This is a genomic window from Flavobacterium sp. FlaQc-57, from assembly GCF_044007395.1.
Classification (GTDB): domain Bacteria; phylum Bacteroidota; class Bacteroidia; order Flavobacteriales; family Flavobacteriaceae; genus Flavobacterium.
Map to the genome: position 1 here is coordinate 249,688 of NZ_JBIPDA010000007.1, position 17,582 is coordinate 267,269.

Annotated in this window: 16 protein-coding genes; 5 read left to right on the top strand and 11 right to left on the bottom strand. The window is 33.0% G+C overall.

What is annotated here, in order from left to right:
• Window positions 1-31 precede the first annotated feature (31 nt).
• The 7 genes from murD to ACHRVZ_RS20085 form a co-directional block, all read right to left on the bottom strand.
• Window positions 32-1,363 carry a UDP-N-acetylmuramoyl-L-alanine--D-glutamate ligase gene (gene murD, locus ACHRVZ_RS20055; protein ID WP_395424731.1) on the bottom strand — a complete coding sequence of 444 codons (1,332 nt, stop codon included), beginning with the start codon at window positions 1,361-1,363 and terminating at the stop codon, window positions 32-34.
• Window positions 1,364-2,599, bottom strand: coding sequence for a phospho-N-acetylmuramoyl-pentapeptide-transferase (gene mraY / locus ACHRVZ_RS20060; protein ID WP_395424733.1), 1,236 nt, complete (start codon window positions 2,597-2,599; stop codon window positions 1,364-1,366).
• Window positions 2,600-2,697: 98 nt separating this feature from the next.
• On the bottom strand, window positions 2,698-4,161 hold the full coding sequence (locus ACHRVZ_RS20065; RefSeq protein WP_395424736.1) for a UDP-N-acetylmuramoyl-L-alanyl-D-glutamate--2,6-diaminopimelate ligase: 1,464 nt from the start codon (window positions 4,159-4,161) through the stop codon (window positions 2,698-2,700).
• Window positions 4,158-6,167 (bottom strand): penicillin-binding protein, encoded by a 2,010-nt coding sequence (locus tag ACHRVZ_RS20070; protein ID WP_395424737.1) that lies wholly within the window; start codon window positions 6,165-6,167, stop codon window positions 4,158-4,160. Before ACHRVZ_RS20070 ends, ACHRVZ_RS20065 begins: the two co-directional genes overlap by 4 nt.
• On the bottom strand, window positions 6,158-6,505 hold the full coding sequence (locus tag ACHRVZ_RS20075) for an FtsL-like putative cell division protein (RefSeq protein ID WP_395424738.1): 348 nt from the start codon (window positions 6,503-6,505) through the stop codon (window positions 6,158-6,160). The genes ACHRVZ_RS20070 and ACHRVZ_RS20075 overlap by 10 nt, the downstream gene beginning before the upstream one ends.
• A gap of 16 nt (window positions 6,506-6,521) precedes the next feature.
• A complete protein-coding gene (gene rsmH / locus ACHRVZ_RS20080) occupies window positions 6,522-7,430 on the bottom strand; it encodes a 16S rRNA (cytosine(1402)-N(4))-methyltransferase RsmH (RefSeq protein WP_395424740.1) in 909 nt (302 codons plus the stop codon).
• The gene (locus ACHRVZ_RS20085) at window positions 7,405-7,878 is read right to left on the bottom strand and encodes a division/cell wall cluster transcriptional repressor MraZ (RefSeq protein ID WP_029273286.1); all 474 of its coding nucleotides are present in this window, start codon (window positions 7,876-7,878) and stop codon (window positions 7,405-7,407) included. The genes rsmH and ACHRVZ_RS20085 overlap by 26 nt, the downstream gene beginning before the upstream one ends.
• 378 nt (window positions 7,879-8,256) lie before the next feature.
• Here ACHRVZ_RS20085 and ACHRVZ_RS20090 point away from each other — a divergent pair, with 378 nt between their 5' ends.
• From ACHRVZ_RS20090 to ACHRVZ_RS20100, 3 genes are all read left to right on the top strand, one after another.
• On the top strand, window positions 8,257-9,021 hold the full coding sequence (locus ACHRVZ_RS20090) for an alpha/beta fold hydrolase (RefSeq protein ID WP_041517522.1): 765 nt from the start codon (window positions 8,257-8,259) through the stop codon (window positions 9,019-9,021).
• A gap of 41 nt (window positions 9,022-9,062) precedes the next feature.
• Window positions 9,063-9,683 (top strand): ribosome biogenesis GTP-binding protein YihA/YsxC, encoded by a 621-nt coding sequence (gene yihA, locus ACHRVZ_RS20095; RefSeq protein ID WP_041517523.1) that lies wholly within the window; start codon window positions 9,063-9,065, stop codon window positions 9,681-9,683.
• A 237-nt stretch (window positions 9,684-9,920) separates the two neighbouring features.
• Entirely contained in the window at window positions 9,921-10,472 is a 552-nt protein-coding gene (locus tag ACHRVZ_RS20100) for a hypothetical protein (RefSeq protein ID WP_395424742.1), read from the top strand.
• A 939-nt stretch (window positions 10,473-11,411) separates the two neighbouring features.
• On the opposite strand, the gene gldC is transcribed toward ACHRVZ_RS20100, so the two are convergent.
• A complete protein-coding gene (gene gldC, locus ACHRVZ_RS20105; RefSeq protein ID WP_029273283.1) occupies window positions 11,412-11,747 on the bottom strand; it encodes a gliding motility protein GldC in 336 nt (111 codons plus the stop codon).
• Window positions 11,747-12,703, bottom strand: a complete 957-nt coding sequence (gene gldB, locus ACHRVZ_RS20110) for a gliding motility lipoprotein GldB (RefSeq protein ID WP_395424743.1) — start codon at window positions 12,701-12,703, stop codon at window positions 11,747-11,749. Before gldB ends, gldC begins: the two co-directional genes overlap by 1 nt.
• 99 nt (window positions 12,704-12,802) lie before the next feature.
• Here gldB and nadE point away from each other — a divergent pair, with 99 nt between their 5' ends.
• Both nadE and ACHRVZ_RS20120 read left to right on the top strand, forming a co-directional pair.
• Window positions 12,803-13,609 carry an NAD(+) synthase gene (gene nadE / locus ACHRVZ_RS20115; RefSeq protein WP_395424744.1) on the top strand — a complete coding sequence of 269 codons (807 nt, stop codon included), beginning with the start codon at window positions 12,803-12,805 and terminating at the stop codon, window positions 13,607-13,609.
• Between the two features lie 93 nt (window positions 13,610-13,702).
• Complete coding sequence (locus tag ACHRVZ_RS20120) at window positions 13,703-14,332, top strand: response regulator transcription factor (protein WP_026730588.1); 630 nt, start codon at window positions 13,703-13,705, stop codon at window positions 14,330-14,332.
• Here ACHRVZ_RS20120 and dnaG read toward each other — a convergent pair.
• Together dnaG and ACHRVZ_RS20130 are read right to left on the bottom strand one after the other, a co-directional pair.
• Window positions 14,329-16,389 carry a DNA primase gene (gene dnaG, locus ACHRVZ_RS20125; RefSeq protein ID WP_395424745.1) on the bottom strand — a complete coding sequence of 687 codons (2,061 nt, stop codon included), beginning with the start codon at window positions 16,387-16,389 and terminating at the stop codon, window positions 14,329-14,331. The genes ACHRVZ_RS20120 and dnaG overlap by 4 nt on opposite strands.
• 127 nt (window positions 16,390-16,516) lie before the next feature.
• A complete protein-coding gene (locus ACHRVZ_RS20130) occupies window positions 16,517-17,563 on the bottom strand; it encodes a hypothetical protein (RefSeq protein ID WP_395424748.1) in 1,047 nt (348 codons plus the stop codon).
• Between the last annotated feature and the right edge of the window lie 19 nt (window positions 17,564-17,582).

Sequence of the window (17,582 nt, forward strand, 5' to 3'; positions counted from 1 at the left end):
CTCACAACATGAAACTTGAAACATATTTTTTCTACAAGTTGTGTACAGCTTGCTTAAACTGTTTTCCTCTGTCTTCGTAATTTTCGAATAAATCGAAACTCGCGCAGGCTGGAGATAACAAAACAGCATCACCTTTTTCAGTTAAACGTTGAGCAGTTTTCACAGCATCGTTCATATTATTCACTTCAACCATGATATCAACAACATTTCCAAAAGCATTGATGATTTTATGATTATCAACTCCTAGGCAAATAATTGCTTTTACTTTTTCACGAACTAATGACATTAATTCGTTGTAATCGTTTCCTTTATCAACTCCACCAACAATCCAAACTGTTGGAACATTCATACTGTCTAATGCAAAGAACGTAGCGTTTACATTTGTTGCTTTTGAATCATTGATATATTGAACATTCTGAATTTTAAGAACTTTTTCTAAACGGTGTTCAACACCTTGAAAATTAGATAAACTTTCGCGTATTGTTGCATTTCTAATTTGCATCAACTTTGCTACTGAGCTTGCTGCCATTGCGTTTTTCATGTTATGTTTTCCTTCTAACGCAATGTGTTCTGTTTCCATTGTAAACTCTTCTTGGTTGATCTTTATTTCCATTTTGTTGTTATTTATAGAAGCCCCTTCATCAAATTTTTCAGTCAATGAAAAAGGAATTAATTTTGCTTTTGTTTTGTTGTTTTTTAACCATTCCGTAATTGCTTCATCATCTGCATCGTAAATTAGATAATCGCTTTCGGTTTGATTCATTGTTATTCGAAACTTTGAATCGATATACTTGTGATATTTATATTCGTATCGATCTAAATGATCCGGACTAATATTCGTTATTATGGCAATATCTGGCCTGTAATCTATAATTCCGTCAAGCTGAAAACTACTAAGTTCGAGTACGTAAGCATCAAATTTATTCTCAGCTACCTGCCATGCAAAACTTTTTCCAATGTTTCCTCCCAATCCAACATTTAAACCTGCTGATTTCAGCAAGTGATGCGTCAACATTGTTGTTGTTGTTTTGCCATTACTACCAGTAATTCCAATTGTTAATGCTTCTGTGAAAGGTTTGGCAAATTCAATTTCCGAAATCACTTTAATTCCAGCAGCCAATAACTTCTGTACGATTGGAGATTTTTCTGGAATTCCGGGACTTTTCATGACGACATCGGCATTTAAAATCAGGTCTTCTGTATGACGCTCTTCTTCCCAAGCTATTTTATTAATGATAAGAACTTCTTTATAACTCTCTTTTATCTTTCCAAAATCCGATACAAAAACATCATATCCTTTTTTCTTCCCTAGAATAGCGGTACCTACACCACTTTCTCCTCCTCCTAATACTACCAATCTCATTTATCTAAGTTTTAAAGTAACGATTGATAATATGGCTAACATGATGGCAACAATCCAAAATCTTGTTACGATTTTACTCTCATGATATCCTTTCTTTTGATAATGATGATGTAATGGCGACATCAGAAAAATTCGTCGACCTTCACCAAAACGTCTTTTTGTATATTTAAAATAAGCGACCTGAATAATTACTGAAGCACTTTCTGCCAAGAAAATACCACAAAACAAAACGATCAATATTTCTTTTCGAACCGCAATAGCCAAAACTGCAATAATTCCTCCGATGGTTAAACTTCCTGTATCTCCCATAAAAACAGAGGCAGGAAATGAATTATACCAAAGAAATCCTATCAAAGCTCCCACAAAGGCGGATATAAAAACGGTCATCTCTCCCGAATTTGGGATATACATAATATTTAAATAATTAGAGAATATGATATTCCCCGAAAGAAATGTAAATATCCCGAGCGCGAGAACTGATATTGCCGATGTTCCGGCAGCGAGCCCGTCTATTCCGTCAGTTAAGTTTGCTCCGTTTGAAACTGCTGTGATAATAAAAATAACAACCGGAATAAAAACTAACCATGCCCATTTCTCATACCCATCTCCTAAAAATGACAATACTTCAGCATAATCAAATTCATTGTTTTTCACAAAAGGAATTGTTGTTGCCGTTGATTTTTCTTCAACTGGCGCCGGTAAAACTACAGCTGTACCTGTATTCGAAACTTTATAAATATCTGTTCTGACAGTATCTGTTCTAACAGTGACAGCAGGATTAAAATAAAGAACTGAACCAACAATAATTCCTAAACCAACTTGTCCGATAACTTTAAAAATTCCTTTAAGTCCTTGTTTATCTTTTTTGAATATTTTGATATAATCATCTACAAAACCAATTGTTCCCATCCAAAGTGTAGTAACAATAAGCAACACGATGTAAATATTATGCAAACGCGCAAATAACAAAACAGGAACAAGTGTTGCAAAAATGATAATAAGTCCACCCATTGTTGGTGTTCCTGCTTTTTCATTTTGACCTGCAAGTCCTAACTCACGAACGGTTTCACCAACTTGTTGATTACGCAAAAAGTTAATAATTCTTTTTCCGTAAATTGTTGATAAAAGCAACGAAAGCATAAATGCCAACGCCGATCTAAAAGTGATGTACTGAAAAACTCCCGTTCCCGGTACATCTAATGTTTTGTCTAAATATTCAAATAAATAGTATAGCATATATCTTGGTTTATTTGGTTAATCGTTGATTTGTTTATTCGTTAGTTTGATTTAATAATTACTCGATTAAACGAATAATCAATTAACCGGTTAAACTTTTATTTTTTTAATTGATCTAAAATTTCCTTTACTGTTTCCATATCATCAAAATGATGACGAACACCATTTATCTCTTGATAAGTTTCATGACCTTTACCTGCGATTAGGATAATATCATTGGGCTGAGCCAATTGGCAAGCTGTTTTAATCGCTTGTTTTCTGTCGGTAATCCTCAACAATTTTTTATAATTGTGAGCTTCAACCCCTTTTTCCATTTCATCTAAAATCACTTCAGGATCTTCGTTTCTTGGATTATCAGAAGTTAAAATTGCTTTATCACTAAGATCTGTAGCAATTTTAGCCATAATAGGCCTTTTGGTTTTATCTCTGTTTCCGCCACAACCAACAACCGAAATTAATTGCTCGTTTTTGGTACGGATATCATTAATAGTTTTTAAAACATTATCAAGGGCATCCGGCGTGTGGGCATAATCTACAATTGCAGTAATATTTCCTTCTGAAACAATATATTGAAAACGACCCGAAACACTCTCTAAATCAGACAGTAATCGTAACGCTTCAAGACTATCCATTCCAAGTTCTACCGCTGTCCCGTAGATCGCCAAAACATTGTACGCATTAAAAGTCCCGATTAGTTTTACCCAAACTTCATTATCGTTTACTTTCAACAGCAAACCAGACAATTGACTTTCTAATATTGTTGCTTTAAAATCAGCATAAGATTTTAAAGCATATGTAAATTTTCTTGCTACAGTATTTTGCAACATCACTGCTCCATTTTTATCATCAATGTTTGATAATGCAAAAGCTGTTTTAGGCAGCGAATCAAAAAAAGATTTTTTAACGTCTCTGTATTCTGCAAATGTTGGATGATAATCTAAATGATCATGCGACAAATTGGTAAAAATTCCACCCACAAAATGTAATGCTTCAGTTCTTTTTTGATGAATTCCATGCGAACTCACTTCCATAAAACAATGCGTTACTCCAGCTTCAACCATTTCATTTAGATAATGATTGATTGTAATAGAATCAGGAGTTGTATGTGTTGCTTTATATTCTGTTTGATCAACCATAATTTTTACGGTTGACAATAAACCAACTTTAAAACCTGCTTTTTCAAACAATTGAAACAATAATGAAGCAATTGTAGTTTTTCCGTTTGTACCTGTTACACCAACTAATTTTAATTTTTCAGAAGGATCTCCAAAATAATTAGCCGCCATAAAAGCCAAAGCCGTATTGGTATCTTTTACTTTAATATAAGTAATTCCTTTTTCAATGTTTTCCGGCAACGTATCGCAAATAACCGCGATAGCTCCTAATTCAATTGCTTTATTGATATAATCGTGACCATCAGACAGTGATCCGCGAATTGCTACAAAAACATCATTCGTCTCAATTTTTCTTGAATCAAAATCAATTTTGTGTATATCAATTTCAGTTGAACCTGTTACAGATTCAATTGCTACTTTGTATAATATGTCTTTCAGTATTTTCACGATAATTCTAATACTATAGTTGCGTTTTTACTAATATTTTGTCCAGCTTGTAAAGACTGTTTTTTTACTTTTCCTACTCCGTTTACTCTTACTTTCAAACCTAAGTTTTCTAGTAAGGCAATGGCATCCATCCCTGGCATTCCTTTTAAATCTGGAATTTGATTTGGTTTTTTTCTTGATTCTACGTCGTACTTATCATAACTGCTTTCTTGCTTTGCAATTTTAGAATCAAGCTGTTTAATTTTATTTGTTGATGGCGCGTCTGTAAATATTTTTTGGGCAATTCGTTTAAAAACCGGCCCCGCAACATCTGCTCCATAATAATTATTTTTTGATGTATTTGGTTTATGAACTACCACAATACAAGAATATTTAGGATGATCTGCAGGAAAATATCCAACAAAAGATGACGCATAATACAATGCCGACTTCCCTTCTTTTCCTCCGTAATTTACCTGAGCCGTTCCTGTTTTCCCTGCCATCGAAAAATCTTTTGAATACAACTTTGATCCAGTTCCTTTTTTAACGACATTTTCTAATACTGCTTTCAATTTTTTAATAGTTTCCGGCGAACAAACTCTTGGGTTCATTACTTCAACATCAAATTTCTTGATGGTTTTGTTCCATTCTTTAATTTCAGAAACAAACTGAGGTTTTACCATTACTCCATTATTAGCAACGGAATTATAAAACGCCAGTGTTTGCATTGGTGTTACCGAAACTCCATAACCAAAAGCCATCCACGGAAGTGAAACTCCTGACCAATGTTTATCTCCAGGTTGCGGAATATATGGTCTTCCTTCTCCTTGAAAATGCAATCCTAATCTTTTACTTAATCCATAGTTATTAATGTGATTCACAAATTTTGATGGATTACTTTTGTAATTATCATAAACCGCCTGAACCATTACCGTATTCGATGAAAGTTCGAATCCACGCGCTAAAGTAACCTTACCATAACCTCCTCTGTGCGAATCAGTAACAGAACGTCCATAATATTTCACTTGTCCGTTGTGACTATCGTAAACCGTACTTGTATCTGCTACTTTATCATCTAAAATCGCCATTAAATCGACTAATTTAAAAGTCGATCCCGGCTCGTGAGATTCTGCTACTGCATAATTTGTGGTTTCATAATAAGTCCCATCTACTGCTCTTCCAAGATTTGAAATTGCTTTTACATGTCCTGTTTCTGTCTCCATAACCACTACACAACCATGATCTGCCTCGTACTCTTCTAACTGTTTCAACAAAGCATGATGTGCAATATCCTGAATAAAAACATCTATTGTAGAAATTACGTCATAACCATCTATTGGGTCTACCTCATTTAAATCACGAATAGGTTTCCATTGTCCTTTGGCAATTTTTTGCTTTAAAATCTTACCATCTTTTCCGTTCAAATATGTTTTAAAAGCCCATTCTATTCCTTTACCTACTTCTACTCCCGTTGCAGGATCGATACGATCGTAACCAATTGTTCTTTCGGCAATTTTCCCTATCGGATGCTTCCTAACAGTCTCTTGCTCAATGATGATACCACCTTTAAAAGCACCTAAATTGAATAACGGAAAACCTTTTATTTTTACGTATTCTGTGTAACTTAAATTACGTGCGATCAGATAATATCTGTTTTTATTTGCTCTGGCTTTTCTTAAATCTTTCTCGAAATAACTTCCTGATTTATCTAAAACAGTTGCTAATGAATCTGACAATGCTTTTACATACTTCTCAAAAGTTTCTGTTTTTGGCGCTTTTGCATCAAACCGAATTTCATAATTAGGAATTGATGTTGCCAATAAACTCCCGTCAGCAGAATAGATATTTCCTTTGTTAGCCGGAATCACAAAATTTCTAACCGTACGCTGTTTCGCCAGTTTTCTATAATAGTCTCCTTCAACCCATTGAATATTAGTCAACTTAACAACAATAGCAATTGCCATCACAAAGATGAAAACTGCTACGAGGTAAATTCTGTAGGATATATGTTTATCTTCTACTGCCATATTCTTTTAAAGAAACTTTTTTCTTTTTCTTTTTGTACTTCTATTTTTACTGGAGGAACCGTCGACGGAAAAATTTGCTTTTCAAGCATTTTATCCGATATTGTAGATTCCATTTTCAATTTCATTAACTCTGAACGTCGGTCCACAAATTCTGATCGAAATTCTTTTACTTCATTACTCAGTTTTGCTATTTCAAAAACCTTTTGTTCGTATCGTTGTGTATTTGCAATCATCAGAATCGCAAGCAGAATTATAAAAACAATGAATCTCCAGTTTTTTACTGCATCATCGTTGATAAGAAATCTTGCTTTTAATATATCAAATACTCCACTTTTCATTTTCTACCTATATATATTATATCTTCTCAGCAATTCTCAATTTTGCACTTCTTGCTCTATTGTTGATTTTGATTTCAGCATCATCAGGAACAATCAATTTTCCGATGGTTTTAAACGGAACAGAGAAATTTCCAAAAAAATCACGTTCTGGCTCTCCTTCAAACATTCCGTTTTTTATAAATCTTTTTACCAATCTATCTTCTAGTGAATGATATGAGATTACCGAAAATCTTCCGCCTGGATTTAAAATCTCTAATGATTGCTCAATAAATTCTTTTAAAACATCCATTTCCTGATTTACTTCAATTCGAATCGCCTGATAGATTTGAGCCAATATTTTATTTCGAACTCTTTCCGGTAAAAATTTCGCCAAAACATCTTTCAATTCATCTGTAGTTTTGATCGGATAATCCTGTCTCGCTTCTACAATTGTTCTCGCCAAAACCGGAGCATTCTTCAACTCTCCATAATCAAAAAAAACACGACGTAAATCCTGTTCTTCATATTCATTAACCACTCGATAAGCATTCAAATCATTTTTCTGACTCATCCGCATATCAAGCTCAGCATCAAATCTTGTCGAGAAACCTCTTTCAGGAACATCGAACTGATGCGATGAAACACCTAAATCAGCCAAAATTCCGTCAACACTTTTAACACCATGAAAACGCAAAAACCTTTTTATAAACCTAAAGTTTTCATTAATTAAGGTAAAGCGTTCATCTGGTAATGCATTTGCCAGTGCATCTTCGTCCTGATCAAAAGCAAATAATTTTCCGTTTGGACCTAATCTTTTTAAAATTTCTTTTGAATGACCACCGCCACCAAACGTAACATCTACATAAACGCCATCAGGTTTAATATTTAAACCATCAACTGTAGGATGAAGCAAAACCGGATTATGATATTCCATTGTCGTCGTCATTAATATTTCCCATTACTTCTTCGGCTAGATCGGCAAAATCCATATCTTCGCCGCTTATTGATTTTTCATATAAATCCTTATCCCAAATCTCCACAATATTAACCGCAGATGAAAAAACAACATCTTTAGAAATACTTGAAAATGCTACCAAATCTTTTGGCACCAACAATCTTCCTAATGCATCAATTTCCACCACTTTAACACCAGCAGTAAATCTTCGGATGAAATCATTGTTCTTTTTTACAAAACGATTAAGCTTGTTGATCTTTTGCATCATCAAGTCCCACTCTTCCATTGGATACAATTCTAAACACGGTTGAAAAACAGAGCGCTTCAAAACGAATCCGTTTTGAAGAGAAGAAGCCAATTGCTTTTTTAAGGGCGCAGGCATCATTAGCCTTCCTTTAGCATCGACTTTACACTCATATGTTCCGACAATTGTGTTCAAGAAAAATTCATTAATATGTTATAGGACAAAAATATAAAAAATATTACCACATTTTACCACTATGTACCACTTTGTTAATAAGTTTAACCACTTTTCTACCACCTCTCATAATCTACACTCAATCAATACTTTAACTAATTATTAGTCATTTCCCAACATCACTGATCAATCAAAAAAATAACACACTATTTTTCTTAAAAAAATAACTATTCTGCTAATTTCTTAACATTTAGAAAACACGCCAAAAACACCCCTAAAAACTGATTTTTAAGCACTTAGAAAATATCCGTTAATTATGTCGTTAAAAAACGGTAGCAAAAATTCATTTTTATTTATTAAACCCTATATTTGTCCAAATTGAAATTGGCATTAAATTAAATGGACAAACACTACAAAAAAGAAGGCAAATACAGCTATTATGAAGCTGGAGAAGGAACTCCTATCGTTATTTTACATGGCTTAATGGGAGGCCTTAGTAACTTTGATGCTGTAGCGGAATATTTTCCAACGAAAGGATACAAAGTTGTTATCCCGGATTTGCCAATATATACCCAAAGTATTTTAAAAACGAACGTAAAAAGCTTTGCAAAATACGTTAAGGATTTCATCACTTTTAAAGGTTTTGACAAAGTTATTTTGTTAGGAAACTCTTTAGGAGGACATATCGCACTTTACCATACTAAACTATATCCAGAAAAAGTTGCAGGACTCGTAATCACAGGAAGCTCTGGACTTTACGAAAGCGCAATGGGAGACAGTTACCCAAAAAGAGGTGACTATGAATACATCAGAAAGAAAGCTGAAGATGTATTTTACGACCCAAAAATAGCAACTCCGGAATTGATCGATGAAGTTTACGCAACGGTTAACGATCGTATAAAACTGATCAAAACATTAACGATTGCCAAAAGTGCAATTCGTCATAATATGGCCAAAGATTTACCAAAAATGACAGTTGAAACCTGTATTATTTGGGGTAAAAACGACGCTGTAACTCCCCCAAATGTTGCCGAAGAATTTGATAAATTATTGCCTAATTCAACCTTGTACTGGATAGACAAATGCGGACACGCTGCTATGATGGAACATCCTCAGGAATTCAACACTATTCTTGAAGAATGGCTTACTAAGAAGAATTTATAGCACTTAACTTTCAATTTCAGGAGGTTTAAAAAACAAAACACATGAAAATTACAACCGCCGAATTTATTATCAGTAATTCTGAAGTTGCAAAATGTCCACAAGATTTTTTGCCGGAATATGCTTTTATCGGACGATCAAACGTAGGAAAATCTTCGTTGATCAATATGCTTACCAATCATAAAAATTTAGCTAAAACTTCTGGCAGACCAGGAAAAACACAATTGATTAATCACTTTAAGATTAACAACAATTGGTTTTTGGTCGATTTACCTGGTTATGGTTACGCTAAAGTATCAAAAAAAACAAAATCAGTTTTTCAGCAATTCATTACAGATTATTTCGAAACGAGAGAACAATTAGTTTGTGCTTTTGTTTTGATTGACATTCGTCATGAAGCACAAAATATAGACATTGAATTCATGTCGTATATGGGAGAAAGTGAAATTCCGTTTTGCATTATCTTTACTAAAGCTGACAAAATAAGCAAGACAAAGATTGATTCGCATATTGCCGCTTACAAAAAACAAATGTTTGCCAATAACTGGGAAGAAATGCCTCATTATTTCGTAACATCAGCAACAGAACAAACCGGAAAAGACGAAGTTCTAAGTTATATAGACGAAGTTAATCAGGAGGTTTTTAAAAACAACTCTCAGTTTTAAACTTTAGAAGAAGCAAACTTCAAGATATCAAGTCCCAAATTCCAATTTTACTTTTGGAATTTGGGATTTTTCTTTTGTAGTTAAAATCTTTAAAAAAATATTTTTACGACTTGCTAAACCAAACTTTTTTAAACTACATTTGAAACGAATCAAATTTAGTTTATGAAGAAATTTAAAATAATCTCATTCCTTTTTCTCTTAATTTTATCATCGTGTCACACCCCTCGATACATGTTTATGACCGGACAAAGAACTGGTGTAGATTTTACATCCGGAAAATGGCTTTTAAATGAATTAGATTGTCCAAAAAATTCTAAAGACAAAATGACTTCAGAGTCTTTAAAATTTTTCAGAGAACAATTAGGAGACAGATTGTCCTATATTCATGACGTTAACGGATTATTAGTAACGAGAAAGATTAATTTAAATCCAAACAGCGTAAAACTAAAAGAACTGAAAGACGGAACTGGATTTGATTTTTTCATTAATATTTCTACTAAAAAAAACAAAAGTGACTTTTCTACTATAGAACTTTATCAGGATGATAACGAGACAGGAAAAAATGAAGCATCAGTAATTTTAGAAATATACGATCTAAACTTAAAACAAATTATTTATTCTCAGAATGTTGTAGGTATTACCGCAAAAGGAAATACAGAATCAATGTGGGAAACAGAAAAATCCGACAAACTTATAGACAATATAACATTCTACAAAAACGCAAATAATTTAATGTTAGGAGCTTTAAAGAAAGTTTTTAAAGACTTAAAGAAAAGATCTATTAAATAACAAAACCTGAAACACATTAGAAAATCTCAAATTTCATTATAATTGAAATTTGAGATTTTTTATTTTTAAAGAAGTTCTTCTCCTCACAACTTTTTAAGAAAACCAAGAACTGTAGTAAGTTCTGATACATTTTTCACCGATTTGTATCTTAAAACCTTCCACTCTTTAAAGATCAAAAACTGATACAGGATATAAAACAAAGAATTAAAAAACCAAAAGTCAAGCAAAAATGGTTCTTCAAAAATTACAGAATCAGTATTACCACTTAAAAAAATACTCACACTACTTGCCAGATAAATTATCAAACCATTACAGAAATACAAATAATCAGGCTTTGTACTTTTAAAATTTTGTATTAAAAAAATCAACGCATACAATATCAGTAATCCAGAAGTGATTCCGATTTCTAGCAGATTAAACCTCCAGTAAAGATCTGGTGTATTGTAATATTGTACCGATAACAAAATTAAAACTAACACTAGAAAAACAAGAATCGTCTTTTTAAAAAAAGCATTAGAAAGTAAACTGTAAAAGAACAGACTTAAGGATATGAATTGAAAAATAAAATAATAATGTGAGAGAAAAAAGTTCGATCCCGGATAAATAAATCCTATAATATTACAGCACAATTCCTCTACAAACAGAAGAATTAAATAAACCATAATAATTAGATACCTGACATCTTTATTTTTTCGCGTACGATAAAAACAAATACTGTTAACGAGTAAAAAAAACAGCCCAACTAAACTTACCAAAAACGGAAATAACATATTATTACTTTTTCTTATATATCAATTCTACTCAACAAAAGTTACCCTAAAAATTAAACATCTTATAAAATTAAGATTTAAACTTATTGTTATATTATAATTTAGAAACAAAAAATCCCAAACTCTAATTTCTCAATTGGATTTTGGGATTTCATTTGTTGAAATTTATTTATTTCGTCAACTCTAGTTTTTCTGCAAAATAATCACAGAAATCTTTCATTGTATCTGACATTTTTTCGTCGTCTGTTGCGCGTTTAAAAGTATCTGACATTGCTACTAATGTCTGGTGAAAGAAGATTTTCATCTCATCTACCGGCATATCTTTTGTCCACAAATCAATGCGCATTGTTTCTTTAGCTTTGCTATCCCAAATAGACAACATTATTGCTTTTGCTTCTTCGGCTTGTACACCACCATCTTGCGCACTCCATGTTAATTTTTCCGGAACGCGGTTTTCATCTAATTCTATATTGAATCTAATTTCTGAGTTTATTGTATCTGACATTACTTCTTAGGTTTATATTTCGATTTTTCAAAGATTTCCTTTGCATCTGTTTTTAATAATTCAGGCAAAGTTACATTATTATTTTTCATGTACGATCGCACCATTTGCCATCCAATCCATGCGCCAACTCTTCCTGGTGTATCATTATCTATTTCTAAATAGAATTTAGAAAAAGGTGCCGGTGCAATAAATCGACTTGTTAGTTTTGGATCGACACTATACAGCATCTCACTTTCAATAAAGAAACGCCACATATAAGCTTCATTTTCTTCGCACCATTTTATTTGTTCAGGCGTATATCCTATTTTTTCAGCATCTGTATAATTAGGCAAAAGAAGATCCTTTGCATACAATTGTTTCCCTTCAAAAATCATTTGAGAAACTAAATTTTTATCGCCAGAAACCGGAATATTTCTATACGTAAAACTAGAAACCACATCGGGCATAATTTGTTTTTCCTCAAAATTCTGCTTCAGGTAATTTGGAAATTCATAGAATTTATGATCTTTACCTAAATATAGTTCTAATGCTACAATCACTAAACTATCAGCATAAATGGCTTTTGCATTATAATCCATTTCTCCAATTACAGTAATTACCTTAGGCGTTTTAGTTTTAGGAAAATAATATTTTACGTGTTGAAAAAGTGTGTTGAATTCCTTGCGAACCGGTTCAAAATTACTGTACTTCTTTTGCACTTCAGTATATACCTCTCTCCAAATTGGATCCTGCATTTTCTTTAACCAAATATTATCATCATTACCTGCAGGAAAAAAGAACGGATATTGTTTTTTTACTTTGTCCAAATCTTCCGGTTTTGTTTCAAAAAACACTTTATCAAAACGTTCTACCTTAATATCAACCGGAATTTCTTCTACTGCTTTTTCGACTTTAGTTTTCTGGTCACAGGACAAAAAAAACACGCACAGAACCACTGCAAAGCGATATATTTTCATTTTATTTTAATTAGATTTGTGTTGCTTATATTATAAATAATTGTTACTAAAAAATATTTGTGCAAATATACATCCCTGCATTTTAAAACTTGAATTATTATGGCTAAAAAAAGTACTATTCAGACAGAAAAAGTAAATACCCACATTGTAGAGTGGCTAAAAAATTATGCTAACAATGCAAAAGTAAATGGTTTTGTAATTGGAATTTCGGGCGGAGTTGACTCTGCGGTAACTTCTACATTATGTGCTCAAACCGGTTTAAAAGTTTTATGTGTTGAAATGCCAATTCACCAAGCCGCAAATCAAGTTTCAAGAGGAAGAGAGCATATTGAACAATTAAAAAAGCGTTTTCCAAACGTTTCAAATGTAGAGACTGATTTAACCGCCACTTTTGAAGCTTTTAAATCTGCTGTACCCAAAACAGATGACGAAGCTAAAGTAAGCTTATCATTAGCCAACACACGTGCCCGCTTACGCATGACTTCTTTGTACTATTTAGCTGGAATTCAAGGCTTATTAGTTGCAGGAACAGGAAATAAAGTAGAGGATTTTGGTGTAGGATTTTATACCAAATATGGAGATGGCGGAGTCGATTTAAGTCCAATTGCAGACTTAATGAAATCGGATGTTTATGCTCTTGGAGAATTTTTAACAATTCCTGAGTCAATTTTAACAGCAGCTCCAACAGATGGATTATTTGGTGACAATCGCACCGATGAAGATCAATTAGGAGCAAGTTATGATGAACTTGAATGGGCAATGTTAGCTGCAGAGTCAGGAAAAACGGCTACTGACTTTAGCGGGCGAGAAAAATCTGTCTTTGAAATTTATAAACGTTTAAACACCAGCAACAAGCATAAAATGGATGCAATACCCGTTTGTTTAATACCAAAAACGTTAAAATAAAACTTTTTAACATTTGTCTGCAATTAATTACAGAATTTATTTATTAATTTTACAGTTCCAAAAACATGAACAATTCTAAAAAAGGTAAAAATTATGATTAAAGTATGTCTTGCAGACAATCATCCTGTGACTCACTTTGGCGTTAAGTCTTATTTTAAAGACCACGATCAAATTTCAATTGTTGCCAACGTGGGCAATTTTTCAATGGTTAGAGATATTCTTCAGACGAAGGAGATTGACATCCTAATTCTAGATCTAGAATTAGAAGGTCTTTCAAGCATTTTTGAAGTGAAATCTATCCTGAAGAACTTCCCAAAAACAAAAATTGTAATTTTTAGTGACCTCGCTGAACAAATGTACGCTCCAAATGCCATTAAAGCAGGAGTTTCCGGGTATGTACACAAAACAGAAAAACTTGAAACTTTAGGTCTTTCTATTATTAAAGTACACGAAGGAAAAATTATCATCAACGAAACTGTACGTAAAAACATGGCGCTTATTGCTAAACAAAGCAAAAGCGAACGTTTATACAGAAAACTTTCTAATCGCGAGATTGAAGTTTTACGTTACTTAAGTGATGGTAAGAAAAACAATGAAATCTCTAAAATCTTAAATCTGAACGAAAAAACGATCAGTACTTACAAATTGAGATTATTAACTAAATTAAATGTTACCAATTTAGTTGACTTAGTAAACAAAGCTAAGACTTTAGAAATTATTTAATGGTATCTCGACATTACTCTTCCTAGTTTTTTCGAAAACGCATTAACTAATTTTGAGTAATCGACAACCATAGACAAAAGCTCTGTATTATCTGAATTATCAGGTTTTATAGAGCTTTTTAATTCTTCGATAATTTTACCTACCAAAAACCAACGCATAGACATAATCGTTTCTGTAACGTATTGCGAAATCGTTTCGTGTTTCATTTTAGAAAAAATGTTCTGCCCTTCCCAATCGTGTAGCGTTACTTTTTCATCTTCCATCAAAATATCAGTAACTTCCTGAGCAAAATCTGGCTGTAAACGCATTAAATATTGTTCAAGGCTGAATTTTTCATTTTGGTTATAAAACCCAATTAAGTCTGTAAAGATGTCACGGAACAAATTATTTGAAAGCTCTACCTCATCTTCCTGTAAGCTCAAATAAATGCGTTCATAAACTTTGTATTGTCTCATTTCAGAAACCATTACAACTTCACCTTCATCATTATTTTTTAAATGTACATCTTCAAACTCTTCAGTTTTATTGCCGTAAAGCAATAAAATCTCAATTACTTTTCGTTCTAAACGGTATAAAATATCAACTTTTTCTGTTGGTTCACTTGGGTAGCCCGGTTCTCCGGGATAATCTTCCGGTGGCCCAAATCTAGGATCTTCCGGATCTCCTCCTGAATATCCAGTATTTTGTGGACTTTGGTTTCTAAAAACTTCAAAAGGTTTTTGTTCGTGCTTTTGCTTTTTATTAACTTCTGCAATATCTTTTTGAATCAACTGGGCTAAAGTACTCACCAAAACCTGCTCAGAAATATCCATTATTCGGGCACATTCCTGAGTATAAATTTCACGCTGAATACGGTCTGGGATTTTAGAAATACTAGTTACCATATCTCTAATCAGATCCGCTTTTTTTATAGGGTCGTTTTTAGCTTCATTCATTAAAGTAGAAGCCTTAAACTGTATAAAATCTTTACTATTTTCTTCTAAATACGCAACTAAATCAGCATGCGAATTTTTTCTGGCAAAACTGTCCGGATCTTCTCCGTCAGGAAAAGTACAAACTCTCACATTCATTCCTTCCTCAAGAATCAAATCGATTCCTCGAATAGAAGCACGTAAACCTGCAGCATCACCATCAAAAAGCACTGTAATATTTCTTGTCAAACGATTAATCAAACGAATCTGATCTGGCGTTAAAGCTGTTCCTGAAGAAGCTACAACATTTTCGATACCGGCTTGATTAAACTGAATTACATCAGTATAACCTTCCACCAAATAACAATTATTTTGTTTTGCGATCGATTGTTTCGCCTGAAAAATTCCATAAAGCACTTTACTTTTGTGGTAAATATCACTTTCGGGCGAGTTTAAGTATTTTGCCGCTTTTTTATCATTTGTTAAAATACGTCCCCCAAAACCTAAAACACGTCCCGACATGCTTTCAATAGGAAACATAACACGACCTTTAAAACGGTCAAAAGGACGATCTTCTCTAGGAATTGTTAAACCGGTACTTTCTAAAAATTCCAGTTTATATCCTTTCCCCAAAGCTTCTTTAGTCAAGGCATCCCAGGTTTCCGGCGAATATCCTAAACTAAACTTTTTTATTGTTTCGTTAGTAAAACCTCTCTCTTTAAAATAAGAAAGTCCAATTGCTTTTCCTTCTTCTGAATTTAAAAGTGTTTTATTAAAATAATCTTTTGCAAATTCTGAAACCAAATACATACTTTCGCGAACATCCGTCATTGCTTTTTCAGCATCAGTTTGTTCTGTCTCTTCAATTTCGATATTGTATTTTCTTGCCAGATATCGAATGGCTTCGGGATAGGTAAATTGCGAGTGCTCCATTAAAAACTTAACCGAGTTTCCGCCTTTTCCAGTACTAAAATCTTTCCAAATTCCTTTTGCAGGCGACACCATGAACGATGGAGAGCGCTCATCTGAGAATGGGCTCAAACCTTTGTAGTTACTTCCGGCACGTTTTAAACTAACAAAATCGCCAATAACCTCCTCTACTCGAGCAGTTTCAAAAACAGTATCAATCGTGGCTTGTGAAATCAAAACGTAATATATTTTATAAATTTGAAGTCTGTAAAAGTACATAAATCCGTCTTCAAATCTGATGATTTCAAATAAAAAAAGCGCCTCTTTCAAAGCGCTTTTTCTACTAACTAACTCAACTGCATTCTTAATTCAAATCAAGTCTTAATCCTAATGAAATGTTATTCTCTTTCACTAAGTTATCCTGAAATAGCGGATTCAAATCGTATTTGCAATACAAACTCAATTCTTTATAACCTATATAAGAACTCAATCCATAAATAAAATTATTTACATTATAATCGCCTTTTATAGTGGTTTTATAATCTAAATCATCCTGATCGTATTTAAGAATCTGTTTCGATTTTACATTTATTCCTGCATAACCTCCAATTCCAAAACGGAAGCTTTGATGTGTTTTAAAATAGGTTTTACCGTTGCTTACTTTAGGTTTCGAAAAATCAAATTCTAAATGTACTGGCGCTACGATATAAACGTTTCTAAAACGAGATTCATCTAAATTAATAGAGTTTGTCTGCAACAATGTCTGATTACCATTAACTACAAAGTTTCTATTATCTGTCGGGCGAATATTGTTATACATTAACGAAAGACCGTACTTGGCATGTAATAGATTATCGTTTTTCATTAATCTCGAGTTATAAGTAAAACCCCATTCGTAAAAATGTGAACCAATAAAACTATAATTAGAATCTTGTAGTTTACCGTCGACCATCATATTATTCAAACCCATTGCAAACACAAATTGCGATGTGGTTCTTTTTTCACCTCGAATAGAATCCCTACTTTTTTTATTCTTGTCATTTTTATCCCAGTAGATAACGATTTTGCCTTTCTTTATTGAATCCTGTTCTTTAATTTTTCCGTCTACTTTTTGCTGCACTAAATCATTCAATTCATTTTGTGCCAATGTCACTTTTTCTTCAATGATAATCGCTCTGGCTTCTGCCAATTCTTTCTTGCGCTTATCAGCTTGTTCCTGCGTAATTTTCCCCTCAGACAACTGAACATTTACTGCTTCAACTTCTTCTTTCAAAGCTGCTTTTTCTTCCTTTGTAACCTTTTCTATTTTATTAGCGATTTGTTTGGCTTTCGATTCAAATGTTTCCTGCCCCAAGACTTTACTAACAAACAAGAAAACTAGTAATACGAGATAAATGGTAAAATTTTTCATGATTGATTTTTTTTTAATT

Excerpts from the sequence above, each read along its gene's own strand:
- yihA (WP_041517523.1), top strand. The coding sequence starts at position 9,063 with ATGAAAATTACAACCGCCGAATTTATTATCAGTAATTCTGAAGTTGCA.
- ACHRVZ_RS20120 (WP_026730588.1), top strand. The coding sequence starts at position 13,703 with ATGATTAAAGTATGTCTTGCAGACAATCATCCTGTGACTCACTTTGGC.
- ACHRVZ_RS20075 (WP_395424738.1), bottom strand. The coding sequence starts at position 6,505 with ATGAAAAGTGGAGTATTTGATATATTAAAAGCAAGATTTCTTATCAAC.
- ACHRVZ_RS20100 (WP_395424742.1), top strand. The coding sequence starts at position 9,921 with ATGACCGGACAAAGAACTGGTGTAGATTTTACATCCGGAAAATGGCTT.
- nadE (WP_395424744.1), top strand. The coding sequence starts at position 12,803 with ATGGCTAAAAAAAGTACTATTCAGACAGAAAAAGTAAATACCCACATT.
- ACHRVZ_RS20090 (WP_041517522.1), top strand. The coding sequence starts at position 8,257 with ATGGACAAACACTACAAAAAAGAAGGCAAATACAGCTATTATGAAGCT.
- murD (WP_395424731.1), bottom strand. The coding sequence starts at position 1,363 with ATGAGATTGGTAGTATTAGGAGGAGGAGAAAGTGGTGTAGGTACCGCT.
- mraY (WP_395424733.1), bottom strand. The coding sequence starts at position 2,599 with ATGCTATACTATTTATTTGAATATTTAGACAAAACATTAGATGTACCG.
- ACHRVZ_RS20070 (WP_395424737.1), bottom strand. The coding sequence starts at position 6,167 with ATGGCAGTAGAAGATAAACATATATCCTACAGAATTTACCTCGTAGCA.
- gldC (WP_029273283.1), bottom strand. The coding sequence starts at position 11,747 with ATGTCAGATACAATAAACTCAGAAATTAGATTCAATATAGAATTAGAT.
- gldB (WP_395424743.1), bottom strand. The coding sequence starts at position 12,703 with ATGAAAATATATCGCTTTGCAGTGGTTCTGTGCGTGTTTTTTTTGTCC.
- rsmH (WP_395424740.1), bottom strand. The coding sequence starts at position 7,430 with ATGACGACGACAATGGAATATCATAATCCGGTTTTGCTTCATCCTACA.
- ACHRVZ_RS20130 (WP_395424748.1), bottom strand. The coding sequence starts at position 17,563 with ATGAAAAATTTTACCATTTATCTCGTATTACTAGTTTTCTTGTTTGTT.